Here is a 14,535-nt window from a genome sequence, read left to right as displayed (position 1 = left end):
TTTCAAACTTAATCAAATAAAGCAGTGACATAATCATTGCTAAAACGGCGTTGTGGATCGAGCTGATTGCGCACGTCGCGGAAAGCGTCCCACTGCGGATAGAAATCGCGCCACTGGTAACGTTGCGGATCGTAATATTTGCCCCAGTGCGGACGTCCGCCTTCGGCTGCCAGCAGTTTCTCCACTTCGGTGAGAAAGTGCAGGCCATCTTCAGACAGCGATCCATCATCGGCGTAATAGACCACGAAGCCGAAGAAGCAGGTGGCATGCTGATACGCCGGGCTGAGCCAGGCTTCGGACGCGCCGGTGCAACGCAGGATAATCGGATAGTGCATATGCGGATGATTTTCGGCATACCACGCTTTGATCTTGCTGATAATCTGCGGCGTTTTCGCCAGCGGCACGCCGATCTCGACGTTAATTTGCGGCACGGCAATGCCGCGACAAAACAGCTGATAGATATCGCCGCTGACGTCGGTAAAATCACGGAAACGCGTCACGGTGCGGAATTGTTTGCCGCCTTTGCCGTGAATCTGTGTATCGCGATGCATCTGCGCCAGCGTCTGGTCGATGGTGTCGTTCAGGCTGCTGTCGGTGTTGTCGCCATGTTCAATCACCTCGCGCTGATTGGCGTGCCAGGCTTGCGACTCTTCATCGCTGGCCTCGTGCGCATTCCACACGTGCATCAGGTTGTCATCGACAAACCACCAGGCTTTGCTCATCTCATACTGATTATTCCACTCGACCAGATCCTGCTCCAGCGTATCGGCTGAGACGGCAAACTTGTGGCACGTAAACAGACGGAAAGGGCGCGTGCGCAGCGTAACGGCGGTGACGATACCGAGCGTGCCAAGTGAAACCTGCGCTGCAGCGAAATCGGGCTCGCCGCGCACAAATTCGCGCACGCTGCCATCGGCCAACACCATACGAATGCGCAGCGCTTCGTCAGCCAGTGAGCTTTGCCCCAAACCCTGACCGTGCGTGCCGGTGGCCATCGCACCGGCCAGCGTTTGTACAGCAATCACGCCCGGCGACGAGGCCAGCATGCGATCCCTCTCGGTTAACGCGCTGTAAACCTGCTCCAGCGGCGTGCCGGCGCCAAAGGTGACGCTATCTGCATCTTGCTCAATTACGCCGTTAAACGCGCTAAGGTCCAACAACAAATCCTGCTCATCCACGCCCAGCATGCGGCCTGGCGACAAGCGGCTACCCAGCACGCGCACTTTGCCCTTGGCAGCGCGCAGCAACTGTTGTAGCTCCGCTTCATTTTGCGGCTGTTGTAACTGCGTACGCAGACCAACCACCGTGTTCTGCGCCCAGTTCCACAGTGCGCTGTCCTGGTCAGTATTGTGCGTATGGCGTAAGGGATAAAGGTGGGGGTCTTTGTTCACTACGGCGTTCCTTAAATTGAGGTCTGTGACGGTCCCAGGATTTTAAGCGTAGACCATCACTGCGCAGCCGCAGCCTACGGGGCTTTGCGCACATAACGCAGCGTCGCCGTGACCGCGAGTTGGCGATTGCGACGAATGCTGTCTTCTTCACTGTCGTTGGGTGTGAAGAGTGTGTGAAAGGTGTAGCGATTGGAGACGTGATGCACGCAGATGCTGCTCAGTAAGCGGTGGACATCCACGGTGTCGAGGCCTTCAATAAACACCCCTTGCTGCTGACCGCGCGCCAGAATGTCATCGAGCACATCCAGCGCGCTTTTATTCAGCGTTTTAATGCGTTCAGATTGCATGATGTAGCGCCCGCGCAGCAGGTTTTCGGTACACACCAGCCGCATAAAATCCGGGTGCGATACGTGGTAGTCGAAGCTGGCTTCCACCAGTTTGGTCATCGCCCGTTCCGGCTCCATCTCTGCAAGGTTCAGACCGGTTTCATGCTGGCGAATCGCCTGATACACCTGCTCCAGCACCTCAATATACAGCTGCTCTTTATTGCCGAAGTGATACACCACCATACGTTTGGTGGTCTGCGCGTGCTCAGCAATCTGCTCCAGTCGCGCGCCTTGCATGCCGAACTCGGCAAACATTTTCAGCGCGCCGGCCAGGATGCGTTTCTTTAGCCCTTCAGGGTCATTTTTTCGTTTGGTTGTGGTGTCCGACATAGCGCTCAGTAACAAGTCCAGCAAAAGGGAAAGGATAACACAGCCATGTTCTCGCTTGTGGCGATGCGAGCGGCGCTGCGGCTTTATGCTTTTCAGGAATAGCATTTCTGAATAAATCATAATGTAGGAATAAGCAACTGCGTATACTGCGGTCATCTGTCGTTACGACAGCTTATTTTGACTCGCGCAATTATAACGATAGGGAAGCATTTTATGCACACACGTCTGTCAGCAGTAAAAAATAAATTCATGTTAACGGCCGGCGCCGTGTTGTTGGCCAGCGCCGCGTTGTCGTCGTTATCCATCGCGCACGCGGCGGATAAAACCTCGATCAAAGTCGGCATCATCAGCGGCGAAGATGAAGACGTCTGGCGTGAAGTGATCAAACAGGCGGCGGCAAAAGGCTTAACGGTGAAAACCGTGATCTTCAACGATTACAACCAGCCAAACGAAGCGCTGCAAAACGGCGAAGTGGATGCCAACGCCTTCCAGCATCAGCCGTTCCTCAATAACCAAATCAAGGTCAATCACTACGACATCGTGCGCGTCGGCGATACCGCAGTGTGGCCAATTGGTCTCTATTCGAAGAAAGTGAAAAGCGCCAAAGAACTGAAAGAGGGCGCAGTGATTGGCGTACCCAACGATCCCTCTAACGAAGCGCGCGGCTTGGTGCTGCTCGAACAACAAGGGCTAATCAAATTGAAGCCCGGCGTTGGCATCGCGGCGACCACCGCCGATATCACGTCTAACCCACATCATCTGCAAATCAAAGAGCTGGATTCCGGCATCATCGGCCGCTCCGTTCCTGACCTGGACGCCGCCGTGGTCAACACCGATTGGGCGCTAAAAAGTGGCCTGACCGCCGCAGACCGCATTGCACAAGAGCCGGTAAAAGATAACCCGTATAACAACTTTATTGCGGTGAAGAAAGAGAACGTCAGCGCACCGTGGGTGAAAACGCTGGTGGCTTCTTATCAGAACGATGCCGTGAAGACTGTGTTTGACAAGGTCTATAAAGGCACCGGTGAGACGGCCTGGTAAGGAACGAAAAAGATGACGTTATTCTCAGCAGCCGAAACGCCCTATACCGCCATCAAACGCGGCGTGGCGGAAAGTATCCATGACGAGGCGCAGGTGACGTTTCGTGACAGCAGCAGCGTGGTGCGTCTGCAAGGCGTGTCACGTCGCTTTGGACAAACCCAGGCGCTGCGCGATATCTCGTTGACGGTGCAGAAAGGCGAAATTCTTGGCCTGATTGGTCGCAGCGGTGCGGGGAAATCCACGCTGATCCGCTGTCTCAACGGGCTGGAACAACCTGATGAAGGCGTCATAGAAATCGAAGGCCGGAACATCACCGGCCTGTCGGAAAAGCAGCTGCAAACGGTGCGCAGCCGCGTGGGCATGGTGTTCCAGCACTTCAATCTGCTGTCGGCGAAAACGGTAGCGCAGAACGTCGCGCTACCGCTGAAAATCGCCGGCATGGATAAAGCGCAGCGCCAGCAGCGCGTGGCGGAACTGCTGGCGCTAGTGGGACTGGCGGACAAAGCGCAAAGCTATCCGGCGGCGTTATCCGGCGGACAAAAACAGCGTGTCGGCATTGCCCGCGCACTGGCAGCCAGTCCGGCGCTGTTGCTGTGTGATGAAGCGACATCCGCGCTTGATCCGGAAACCACGCGCTCGATTCTGGCCTTGCTCAAATCACTGAATCAAAAACTCGGCATTACCATTCTGCTGATCACGCATGAGATGGAAGTGATCAAATCGGTGGCGCACCGCGTGGCAGTGATTGATGCCGGGCACATTATCGAACAGGGGCCGGTGTGGCAGGTGTTTGCGCATCCGCAATCGGACCTGACGCGCACGCTGTTGCGCGGTTTGCTGCCACAGCTGCCGGAAAATATTGCCGCGCGCCTCAGCGATCAACCGCAGGGCGACGTCATTTATAGCGTGCATTTTGCCGGCGACGATGCGCAGGGTGATCTGCTCACCCGCTTTGCTGGCGCGCTGCCGGGCAAATTCCGCCTACTGCAAGGCGGCATCGATCACATCCAGCACTACGCGGTAGTGCGTTTCTTTATTGCGCTCCCGGCGGCGAACGCGGCCGACGAGCAACAGATTCTCAGCTGGCTGCACGCGCAGCAGGCTCAAGTGGAGTTGGTGGGTTATGTCGCCAGTGATGATTGATCTTTTACTGAATGCGTTAGGCGAAACGGTATTAATGACCGCGATTTCCGGCCTGTTTTCGCTGGTAGCCGGTTTGCCGCTCGGCCTGATTTTAGTGATGACCAGCCCCGGCGGTATTGCCGAGCATCGCGGCGTGAACCGCGTGCTGGGTCTGATTATCAACAGCTTCCGCTCGCTGCCGTTCATTATTTTGTTAGTGGCGTTGATTCCGTTTACCCGTTTTCTGGTCGGCACGTCGCTCGGCACCTGGGCGGCGATTGTGCCGCTGTCGATTACCGCCACGCCGTATTTTGCGCGCGTAGCTGAAGTGTCGCTGCGCGAGGTCGATCGCGGGCTGATTGATGCGGTACGCGCCATGGGCGCCAGCAAGTTGCGCATTGTCTGGGACGTGCTGATCCCGGAAGCCTTACCCGGCATTTTGTCTGGTTTTGTGGTGACGCTGGTGGCGCTGATTGGCGCTTCGGCGATGGCCGGCGCGATTGGCGCAGGCGGGCTGGGCGATCTGGCGATCCGTTACGGTTATCAGCGTTTTGAAACCTCGGTGATGATTGCGGTGATCGCGGTGCTGATTGTGCTGGTGTGCGGCATTCAGTGGGTCGGTGACCGGTTGGTGCAGCGTATTGATAAGCGGCATGCGTAATCGGTGGCCATGAATGGCCACCCTACAAAACCCACACGGTTCCATCGTAGGGCCGCCATTTATGGCGACCGCCACGCAAAAAGGAGAATGCCCATGACGCTGAACCCTCTTCAGCTCACGCTCGAAAGCAGCCTCGAACAACACAGCGCAACCTACATCACGGTCGCGCAAGCCATCTTCCAAAAGCCCGAAACCGGCAACAACGAATATTTCGCCAGCGAGCAGCTCACGCAGTTGCTGACCGCGCAGGGCTTTGAGGTCACGCGTAACGTTGCCGGGCATGAAACCGCGTTCTATGCGGTGAAAGCCAGCGACAAACCCGGGCCAACCATCGCCTTTCTCGCCGAATATGACGCGCTAATCGGCATTGGACACGCCTGCGGTCACAACCTGATTGGCACCACCAGCGTGGCGGCAGCCATCACACTTTCGCAGGTGCTGGATCAAACCGGCGGACGGGTGGTGGTGCTGGGTACGCCAGCGGAAGAGGGCGGATTAGCCGGGCCGGGCGGCCCTAAAGGCAACGTGAAAAAGCGCTTTGTCGAAGCCGGATTACTTAACGATGTCGACGTAGCGCTGATGGTGCATCCATCAGGTAAAACCCGACTAACCGAATCCACGCTGGCCAATAATCATCTCTATTTCCACTTCTACGGCAAGCCATCACATGCTGCCAGCGCGCCACATGAGGGCATCAATGCGCTGGATGCCTTGGTGCTGCTGTACAACGGCATCAGCGTGCTGCGTCAGCAACTGCCCGACGGCGTGCGCGTGCACGGCATTATTACCAACGGCGGTCAGGCCCCGAACGTGATCCCGGAATACGCGTCGGCGCATTACTACATCCGCGCGGACAGCCGTGAAGTGGTCGAATCACTTGAACCGCGTCTGCGCGCCATTGCCGAAGGCGTGGCGCTGGCGACCGGCGCGCGCGTCGAGATTGATCATCAAATTGGTCCCCGTGATTTCAAACTCAATCCGGCGCTGGATGCGCTGCTGCTGGAGGCGTTTAGCGCGGCAGGCGAACAGGTCGATTTATCCCCGCAGAAGAACAAAGTCTCGACCGATGCCGGCGATATCAGTCATGCAGTACCGACTGCGCATCCGTGGCTGAAAATCGGCCCCGACGATCTGATTTTCCATACCGTGCCATTCCGTGAAGCGGCCAACTCTGAGCGTGGCTATCAGGCGCTGCTGATTGGCGCCCGCGTGCTGGCGCGCACCGGCTTACGTCTGCTGACCGATGCGGACGCCTTAAACACCGTCAAAGCGGATTTCGCGCGACAACTATAAAGGAGCGTGTTGTGTCGCAAACTTATCGCAGAAAATTGAAAACGCTGGTCGGCGCCAGCAGTGTGATTTCCGCCGCCAATGATAACCAGCCGGGCGTCGGCATCGCGCGTGCCATTGAGCTGGCGAAGATTGCCGAGCGCGAAAAGATTACCGGACTGTTCACCGCCGATTTACTGCAAGCCGATCCGGCAGGATTAGCCGGCACCACCGGCACACAAGATCCGCTGATTGCGCTGGCGGCTTTGAGCCAGGTGACGTCGCACATCGGGTTGATTGCCACCGTCAGCACCAGCTGGCTACATCCCTACAATCTGGCGCGTCAGGTCGGCACGCTGGATCACATCAGCGGCGGTCGTGCGGGTTGGAACGCGGTGACCTCATCGGTTGGCGAAGAGAACTTTGGCGAAAGCCAGCTGCCGCCACCGCAGGAACGGTATGCGCGCGCCACCGAATTTATCGAAGTAATGAACGCGCTGTATGACGCTAACGAACGCGCGGCGGTGCAGCGCAATGCCAGCGGTGGCATTCGTCTCGATCACACCAAACTGCATCCGATTAACTATCGCGGCGACTATTTCCAGGTGGCGGGTCCGCTCAACGTGCCGCCGCCACCGCAGCGCCGTCCGGTGCAGTTCCAGGCGGGCCAGTCTGAAGCAGGCGTAACGCTCGGTGCACGTTACGCCGAAGTGATTTACACCTCGCAACCGACCTTCGAGGCCGCGCAGGCGTTTGTCGCTGATGTGCAGCAGCGTGCGCGACGTGTTGGCCGCGAACACAATCCGCCGCTGATCATGAATTCGTTCCACGCCATCATTGGCGACAGCGACGCCGACGTAGCGCGCCGTTTGCGCGATAAGCATGAGCGCATCAACTATGAACAGGGGAGGTTGCGTGTGGCCGATATGCTGGGCGGTCAGATCGATCTGCGTGAGTTGCCGCTCGATCAACCGCTGCCCGCCGCGTTTATTCCCGAGCTGGCGCAGGTGCATCGTCGTCAGGGGCGCGCGGCCATTTTCCGTGACTATGCGCTGGAAGGATTAACCTTGCGTGAGCTGATCATCAAAGCCGAAGAGACCGGCCACTGGTTTGTTGCCGGTACGCCAGAAATTTTGGCCGATGCCATCGAACAGCGTTACCGCGCCGGCGTACTGGATGTGATTTCGCTGCATGGACTCGGCCAGCCCGATCAGCAGGATTTGCTGCTTAACGGCCTGCTGCCGGAATTGCGTCGCCGCCAGCTGATCGATACTGATTATGTCGGCAACGATTTCCGCAGCAGTCTGGAGCTGGTGGCTTTGCCACGCGGCATCGATTAACGAATGATTAAATGAAAAAGCCCGCCCAGGTGATCCTGGGCGGGCTTTTTCATTTAGAGCGCACGCCTTGTAGCGGCGCAATTCATTGCGCATTGCCGCACTGCGCATGAGAACCGCGCGATAAATCGCGCCGCTACAAAAGCATGCGAGTAGAGAAGAGTGGCGTCAGACAATACAGAAAAACAAAAAGCCCGCTTAGTTTCCTAAGCGGGCTTCTCTAAATTTGGCTCCTCTGACTGGACTCGAACCAGTGACATACGGATTAACAGTCCGCCGTTCTACCGACTGAACTACAGAGGAATCGTGTGAACGAGGCGCATATTAGCGATGCCGATCCCCGTTGTCAAAGCCCTACTGCACACTTCTGGTTTAAGTGCGCGTAAAAGCAGCGGAATGCTGCTTTTCTGCCTTGAATGATCAGATTCTAAACTGCCAACAGGATCTCAATTTAAACGCAATTCCTTTGAGATGTTAGATGCATGTCAAAGTTTTGTTATTTGCCGATTTTAAAACAATCATTTCAGTGCTTTTATGATGAAAGTTTCAAATGTCAATTGGATGAAATAAATGAACTGCTTATCATCACCGGCGAAACGACTTCATTCATCTGAAACGACATTTCGAAAATAACTAGCTGATAAGTAGTGAGTTACACCGAAAATATGCAGTAAACCGATAGCGTTAGACCAGAAGCCTTACCTCTACAACCACAAAAAAAACGCCAGCGACGTTGGGTGAATGTAAAAGATATTTTTCATTCGCGGTCTCAGCCAACCTGAGCATGTTAACGAATAAGAAGGGTTACCTATGAAATTCAAAAAAGCGTTATTAACTTCCCTGTTAGTTTGCATGTTACCTGCCGCTGTCATGGCAAAAGATCTTCAGGTGGGCGTTTCTATGGCGCTGTTTGATGACAACTTCCTCACCATTCTGCGCACCGCAATGCAAAAAGAGATGCAAAAAGACAACATCAAGGGCCAGGTTGAAGACGCCAAAGGCGATGTTTCACAGCAGCTGCAGCAGGTACAGAATTTCATTGGTCAGGGCGTTGACGCCATCATCGTTAACCCGGTGGATACCAACGCGGTAAAACCCCTGGTAGATGCAGCGGCGAAAGCCGGTGTACCGCTGGTATTTGTTAACCGCAAACCGGCGGGCGAGTTGAAAGACAAAATGGCGTTTGTCGGTTCTGACTCTGAGCTGGCGGGCCGTCTGCAGATGGAAGCGCTGGCTAAAAAGATGAACGGCAAAGGCAATGTGGCCATTCTGTTGGGCGACCTTGCCAACGAATCGACTCGTGAGCGCACCAAAGGTGTTGAAGCGGTAGTGGCGAAATATCCGGGTATCAAAGTGATACAGAAACAGACCGCGAAATTTACCCGTAACGATGCGGTAGACGTGGTGAGTAACTGGCTGACAGCGGGCGATGACATTCAGGCGATTGCCTCCAACAACGATGAAATGGCCATCGGTGCACTTCAGGCTTTGGGCAAAAACCCCAACCACATCCTGGTGGCGGGTGTTGATGGCACCCCCGATGCACTGCAGATGATCAAGAATGACAAAATGGTCGCGACGGTGTTCCAGGATGCTAAAGGCCAGGGTGAAGGCGCTGTCCAAACGGCGGTCAAACTGATTAACGGCGAGAAAGTGCAGAAAGTGGTCGATATTCCTTTCCAGCTGATCACCAAAGAAAACTACGAAAAATTCGCCAGTCAGAATCAGAAATAAACCGTAACCGACTTAGCCGTACGGAGGTGATGTATGACCGCTTTTGCGCTTGAAGCCGAAGGCATCAGCAAGTTCTTCCCTGGAGTGAAGGCACTCGACAATGTCTCACTGCGTATTAAACCGGGGTCGGTACATGCCCTGATGGGTGAAAATGGCGCGGGCAAATCCACTTTAATGAAATGCCTTATCGGGATGTATCGTCCCGATAAGGGCACCATTCGCATTAAAGGGGAGCCAGTGCAGTTTCAGGACACCATGGATGCGCTGCGTTCCGGTATCTCCATGATTCACCAGGAGCTGAATCTGGTGCCTCACATGACCGTGGCTGAGAACATCTGGCTGGGTCGCGAACCGATGAAGTACGGCTTTGTTGATCACGGCAAGCTAAATAAACAGACCCAGGAACTGCTGAACAAACTGAATATCCGCCTGAAAGCGGAACGGATGGTCGGTGAACTGAGTATCGCGTCGCAGCAGATGGTGGAAATTGCCAAAGCGGTCTCCTGGAACTCGGACATCGTGATTATGGATGAACCGACGTCGGCACTGACGGAAACTGAAGTGGCGCATCTGTTCACCATCATCCGTGACCTGCGCGAGCAGGGTAAAGCCATTATCTATATCAGCCATAAAATGGACGAGATTTTCGCCATCACCGATGAGATCAGCATCTTCCGTGACGGCGCGTGGGTGGGCAGCAATAACACCAGCGAATACACCCGCCAGTCACTGATTACGCAGATGGTGGGCCGTGAACTGACTCAGCTGTTCCCGAAATTCAACGGTGAAATCGGCGAAGATGTGCTGACGGTGCGCAATCTCACCTGCAAAGACCGCTTCACCGACATCAATTTCACGGTGCGCAAAGGCGAAATCCTCGGCGTAGCGGGATTGGTGGGTGCCGGGCGCAGTGAAGTGATGGAAAGCCTGTTCGGCATGGAGCGTTTTGACAGCGGTGAGATTCTCATCGATGGCGTGCCGGTCAAAATCGATTCACCTTCAACGGCGATAGAGAAGGGCATGGCGTTCCTCACCGAAGACCGCAAAAAGTCGGGGCTGTTCCTGGTGTTGTCGGTGATGGAGAACATGAGCATCGTCAACATGCCCGACTACACCCATAAAAGCGGTTTTGTCAGCCACATCAAAATGGCTCAGGACTGCATGGATCAGATTCGCAAGCTGAACATTAAAACCCCAACCATGGATCAGATCATCAATAACCTCAGCGGGGGTAACCAGCAGAAGGTGTTGATTGCCCGCTGGCTGCTGGCGCAACCAAAGATCCTGATTCTCGACGAACCCACGCGCGGTATTGATGTGGGAGCAAAAGCGGAAATCTACCGTTTGATTAGCGAACTGGCGAACCGCGGTGTCGCCATCATCATGGTGTCGTCCGAGCTGCCAGAGATTATCGGCATGAGCGACCGCGTGATGGTGATGCACGGCGGACGTATAACCGGCATCCTCGATAAAGAAGAGGCCAATCAGGAATCCATTTTGTCGTTGGCATCCGAGTGAGGCGTGAGACATCTATGAGTAACGTAAAAATTACGGCCCCGCAGGCCGCAGAACAGGGTTCCTTCTTTAGCAGCTTGCGTCACAAGATGCCAAAAGACACCGGGATTTTTGTTGTGATGGTGGGCATTGCCCTGATCTTTGAAATTGCCGGTTGGTACGTGCGTGATCAATCTTTCCTGATGAACACCAATCGCTTAGTGCTGATTATTCTGCAGGTGGCGATCATCGGGATTATCGCGGTGGGCGTGACCCAGGTCATCATCACCACCGGTATCGACTTGTCCTCCGGTTCGGTTATTGCGTTAACTGCGGTGGTGGCGGCCAGTCTGGCGCAAACCTCGGACAGCCTGTCACCGATGTATCCCTCGCTGGTTAACCTGCCTGCGGTTATCCCGATTATCGCCGGGATTGGCGTGGGGTTGTTGTGTGGCGTGATGAACGGCGTGCTGATCACCAAAACCGGTATTCCTCCGTTCATCGCCACGCTCGGCATGATGGTATCGGCACGCGGTTTGGCGCAGTACTACACGCAGGGTAACCCCATCAGCTTCCTGTCAGATGGCTTCACCTCCATCGGTCAGGGCGCCATGCCCGTTATCATCTTCCTCGTGGTAGCGTTCCTGTTCCATATCGCGCTGAAACACACCCGCTACGGCAAATATGTCTACGCGATTGGCGGCAACATGACCTCCGCCAAAGTGTCCGGTATCAACGTTAATAAATACCTGATCATCGTCTATACCATCGCCGGTGCGCTTTCAGGGCTGGCGGGCGTCGTGCTGGCGGCGCGCGTGAGTAGCGGCCAGTCAAGCATGGGGATGGCGTACGAGTTGGATGCCATCGCGGCGGCCGTTATCGGCGGCAGTAGCCTGATGGGCGGCGTAGGGCGCATTACCGGTACGCTGATTGGTGCGGTGATTCTTGGCCTGATTAAGAGCGGCTTCACCTTTGTCGGTGTGGATGCTTACGTGCAGGACATCATTAAAGGCATCATTATCGTTGCCGCGGTTTCAATAGATATGCATAGAAACCGTAAAAAACGTTGAGAGTGTGGTCGCCATGAATGGCGACCCTAGGGGCTTTTGTAGGGTGCGCATTTATGCGCACCTTTTTAATGGCCGCAGAGATTTGAGAATAAGTTTTCCTGCTGGTTAATCCTCTTCTATTTCGCTCATTTTGTTTCGTTACCGCTATTTCTGCCCTTTTTCGGCTATTTCTGCACCATACCCGCTCATCGCGTCATCACTTTTTTGCACACCTGACTCGCATTTTCCGCACCATCATGGTGCGATTGGCTGAGTTCTTAATCCTTATGCGTCATCGCACACGCTTATTAACTCCTTTGAGGTAATCACAAACGCTTATTTTCCGTGCCTTTAGGAAAAATCCTGCTACGCAATTTTGTATTGCCAACAAACCTGGCCTGCATATTGCAACTTCATTTCCATAAGCCAGCAGGCTGAAACACCCAACCTGGGTATTCGGGGATTGACGGAGGCAACATGAATTTAAGACGACTCAAGTATTTTGTAAAAATCGTCGATATCGGCAGCCTGACTCAGGCAGCAGAAGTGCTGCACATCGCGCAGCCTGCGCTTAGCCAGCAGGTTGCGACGCTGGAAAATGAACTCGATCAGCAATTGCTGATCCGCACCAAGCGCGGTGTCACGCCAACTGAAGCCGGTAAAATTCTTTATGCTCATGCTCGTACCATCTTGCGTCAGTGTGAACAGGCGCAAACGGCGGTAATCAACGCCGGTCAGGCCTTGAACGGCCAGGTTTCCATCGGTTTAGCACCGGGCACTGCGGCGTCCACGCTCACCATGCCGCTGCTGCAAACGGTGCGTGAACAGTTCCCGGATGTGCTGGTGTATCTGCATGAAAACAGCGGCACGTCGCTGAATGAAAAAGTGATGAACGGTCAGTTGGATATGGCGGTGCTTTATGACCGTGCGCCAACCGCGGGCATTAACAGTATTCCTTTGATGAAAGAAGAGCTCTATCTGGTCGGCGCAACGGCGTGCCCGGGGGCGACGGTCGATCTGGCGGACGTGGCGCAGATGAGCTTGTTCCTGCCACGTGACTACAGCGCGGTGCGTAAACGCGTTGATGAAGCCTTCTCGCTGCGTCGCTTGAGCGCGCGCATCATCGGTGAAATCGAATCTATCTCCACGCTGACCGCCGCCGTTGCCAGCGGCATGGGTGTCACGGTGTTACCGGAATCAGCCGCGCGGGCGCTGGTGAGTTCAACCCATGCGTGGATGGCGCGTATCAATAGCCCATCGCTGAATTTGCCATTGTCGCTGAATATCTCGGCGCGTCTGCCGCTGTCGCCATCGGCGCAGGCAGTGAAGAATATTCTGCTGTCGCTGCTGAACAAGCCAGCGGTTGAGGATCGTGAATTGATGTTGGTGGGATGAGTTAAACGCATATTTTCCCTCACCTTAATCCTCTCCCGCGTGCGGGAGAGGGAACCGATCCCACCCCTATCCGTTAAATAAATGACCTATCCTTCCACTCGCTCCATCAACTCCCTCGCTCGCTGACGGCTAAGGGCGGGGATGAGGGCGTCCGTCAACTCTCTCCCTTATTACTATTCCGCATAACAAACCGTTTTTTATTATTTGTTGCCATGACGCCAACTTCATAACATGGACGAAACAGGGGCAGGAACCAGGAGAAAAGGGTGTGAATTTCCAGCAACTTAAGATTATACGTGAAGCGGCCCGTTGCGAGTTCAACCTGACCGAAGTGGCGAATACGCTGTTTACCTCCCAGTCCGGGGTAAGCCGCCATATTCGCGATCTGGAAGATGAACTGGGCGTGGAAATTTTTATTCGTCGTGGCAAGCGACTGTTAGGCATGACCGAACCGGGCAAGGCGCTGTTGACCATTGCTGAGCGCATCCTTGATGAAGCGGGCAAAGTACGCCGCTTAGCGGATGTGTTTACCAATGAAACCAGCGGCGTGCTGACCATCGCCACCACGCATACCCAGGCGCGTTACAGCCTGCCGCGCGTGATCAAAGCGTTTCGTCAGCTCTATCCGAACGTCCGTCTTGAACTGAATCAGGGTTCGCCGCAGGAGATCGTTGCCATGCTGCTGGCGGGTGAAGCCGATATCGGCATTGCCTCCGAACAGCTGGTGAATAACAGCAGTCTCGCGGCGTTCCCGTGGTTCAGCTGGCATCACTCACTGTTGGTGCCGCACGATCATGAACTGTTGCAGCATCAGCCGGTGACGCTTGCCAGTCTCAGTCGCTATCCGCTGATCACCTATCGTCAGGGGATTACCGGCCGTTCGCGCGTCGATCGTGCGTTTCAGGCGGCAGGACTCAGGCCAGATATCGTGCTTAGCGCGCAGGATTCTGACGTAGTAAAAACTTACGTCGAACTCGGTCTTGGCGTCGGTATCCTCGCCGATCAGGCGTGCGATATTTATGAAGGTGAAGATCTGGTAAAAATCGACACGCATCATCTGTTCGATGCCAACACCGTGTGGCTTGGGCTGAAGCGGGGTCAACTGCAGCGCAACTACGTGTGGCAGTTCCTCGAACTGTGTAACGCCAATCTGTCGCTGGAGGAGATCAAACGTCAGGCGCTCTCCTACGAAACCGAAAACGAACCGGCAATCGATTTCCAGATTTAAGCTGCTTTCCGGTCGCCATTTATGGCGACCCCACAAAACCTCACCAAACATTCGTAGGGTCGCCATTTATGGCGACCAAAACACACAGCATAAAATTT

General features: G+C 55.0%; 12 protein-coding genes and 1 tRNA gene. 10 read left to right on the top strand and 3 right to left on the bottom strand.

The window, feature by feature from the left end; genetic code table 11:
* Nucleotides 1–8 precede the first annotated feature (8 nt).
* Nucleotides 9–1,391, bottom strand: a complete 1,383-nt coding sequence (locus tag AC6I8K_RS11990; RefSeq protein ID WP_497826781.1) for a D-arabinono-1,4-lactone oxidase — start codon at nt 1,389–1,391, stop codon at nt 9–11.
* Nucleotides 1,392–1,465: 74 nt separating this feature from the next.
* The gene (locus tag AC6I8K_RS11985) at nt 1,466–2,107 is read right to left on the bottom strand and encodes a TetR/AcrR family transcriptional regulator (protein WP_064739661.1); all 642 of its coding nucleotides are present in this window, start codon (nt 2,105–2,107) and stop codon (nt 1,466–1,468) included.
* Nucleotides 2,108–2,320: 213 nt separating this feature from the next.
* Between AC6I8K_RS11985 and AC6I8K_RS11980 the strand changes: the two genes are divergently transcribed.
* From AC6I8K_RS11980 to AC6I8K_RS11960, 5 genes are all read left to right on the top strand, one after another.
* Nucleotides 2,321–3,148, top strand: a complete 828-nt coding sequence (locus AC6I8K_RS11980) for a MetQ/NlpA family ABC transporter substrate-binding protein (RefSeq protein ID WP_483817693.1) — start codon at nt 2,321–2,323, stop codon at nt 3,146–3,148.
* Between the two features lie 12 nt (nt 3,149–3,160).
* Complete coding sequence (locus tag AC6I8K_RS11975) at nt 3,161–4,291, top strand: methionine ABC transporter ATP-binding protein (protein WP_483817692.1); 1,131 nt, start codon at nt 3,161–3,163, stop codon at nt 4,289–4,291.
* Nucleotides 4,272–4,931 (top strand): methionine ABC transporter permease, encoded by a 660-nt coding sequence (locus tag AC6I8K_RS11970; RefSeq protein WP_497826780.1) that lies wholly within the window; start codon nt 4,272–4,274, stop codon nt 4,929–4,931. Before AC6I8K_RS11975 ends, AC6I8K_RS11970 begins: the two co-directional genes overlap by 20 nt.
* Before the next feature lie 93 nt (nt 4,932–5,024).
* Complete coding sequence (locus AC6I8K_RS11965; RefSeq protein WP_483817691.1) at nt 5,025–6,224, top strand: M20 family metallopeptidase; 1,200 nt, start codon at nt 5,025–5,027, stop codon at nt 6,222–6,224.
* Between the two features lie 11 nt (nt 6,225–6,235).
* Nucleotides 6,236–7,540: an NtaA/DmoA family FMN-dependent monooxygenase gene (locus tag AC6I8K_RS11960; RefSeq protein ID WP_497826779.1), complete on the top strand. Its 1,305-nt coding sequence runs from the start codon at nt 6,236–6,238 to the stop codon at nt 7,538–7,540.
* Nucleotides 7,541–7,764: 224 nt separating this feature from the next.
* Here the strand turns inward: AC6I8K_RS11960 and AC6I8K_RS11955 are convergent.
* Nucleotides 7,765–7,840, bottom strand: a tRNA-Asn gene (locus AC6I8K_RS11955).
* 507 nt (nt 7,841–8,347) lie between these two features.
* Here AC6I8K_RS11955 and AC6I8K_RS11950 point away from each other — a divergent pair.
* The 5 genes from AC6I8K_RS11950 to cbl all read left to right on the top strand — a co-directional run bounded on the left by AC6I8K_RS11950 (nt 8,348) and on the right by cbl (nt 14,437).
* Entirely contained in the window at nt 8,348–9,271 is a 924-nt protein-coding gene (locus AC6I8K_RS11950) for a sugar ABC transporter substrate-binding protein (RefSeq protein WP_064739180.1), read from the top strand.
* Nucleotides 9,272–9,304: 33 nt separating this feature from the next.
* Entirely contained in the window at nt 9,305–10,789 is a 1,485-nt protein-coding gene (locus AC6I8K_RS11945) for a sugar ABC transporter ATP-binding protein (RefSeq protein ID WP_064739179.1), read from the top strand.
* Nucleotides 10,790–10,803: 14 nt separating this feature from the next.
* Entirely contained in the window at nt 10,804–11,835 is a 1,032-nt protein-coding gene (locus AC6I8K_RS11940) for an ABC transporter permease (RefSeq protein ID WP_064739178.1), read from the top strand.
* Nucleotides 11,836–12,291: 456 nt separating this feature from the next.
* Nucleotides 12,292–13,209 (top strand): nitrogen assimilation transcriptional regulator NAC, encoded by a 918-nt coding sequence (nac, locus tag AC6I8K_RS11935; protein ID WP_483817689.1) that lies wholly within the window; start codon nt 12,292–12,294, stop codon nt 13,207–13,209.
* 268 nt (nt 13,210–13,477) lie between these two features.
* Entirely contained in the window at nt 13,478–14,437 is a 960-nt protein-coding gene (cbl, locus tag AC6I8K_RS11930) for an HTH-type transcriptional regulator Cbl (protein WP_008109354.1), read from the top strand.
* Nucleotides 14,438–14,535: the final 98 nt, after the last annotated feature.

The sequence above is a fragment of the Pantoea sp. X-Soil-ISGK-421 genome (assembly GCF_059730785.1).
This window is presented reverse-complemented; position numbering and strand designations above follow the sequence as displayed.

Coding starts and splice junctions, on each gene's coding strand:
- AC6I8K_RS11985 (WP_064739661.1), bottom strand. CDS start 2,107: ATGTCGGACACCACAACCAAACGAAAAAATGACCCTGAAGGGCTAAAG.
- AC6I8K_RS11980 (WP_483817693.1), top strand. CDS start 2,321: ATGCACACACGTCTGTCAGCAGTAAAAAATAAATTCATGTTAACGGCC.
- AC6I8K_RS11975 (WP_483817692.1), top strand. CDS start 3,161: ATGACGTTATTCTCAGCAGCCGAAACGCCCTATACCGCCATCAAACGC.
- AC6I8K_RS11970 (WP_497826780.1), top strand. CDS start 4,272: ATGTCGCCAGTGATGATTGATCTTTTACTGAATGCGTTAGGCGAAACG.
- AC6I8K_RS11965 (WP_483817691.1), top strand. CDS start 5,025: ATGACGCTGAACCCTCTTCAGCTCACGCTCGAAAGCAGCCTCGAACAA.
- AC6I8K_RS11950 (WP_064739180.1), top strand. CDS start 8,348: ATGAAATTCAAAAAAGCGTTATTAACTTCCCTGTTAGTTTGCATGTTA.
- AC6I8K_RS11945 (WP_064739179.1), top strand. CDS start 9,305: ATGACCGCTTTTGCGCTTGAAGCCGAAGGCATCAGCAAGTTCTTCCCT.
- AC6I8K_RS11940 (WP_064739178.1), top strand. CDS start 10,804: ATGAGTAACGTAAAAATTACGGCCCCGCAGGCCGCAGAACAGGGTTCC.
- nac (WP_483817689.1), top strand. CDS start 12,292: ATGAATTTAAGACGACTCAAGTATTTTGTAAAAATCGTCGATATCGGC.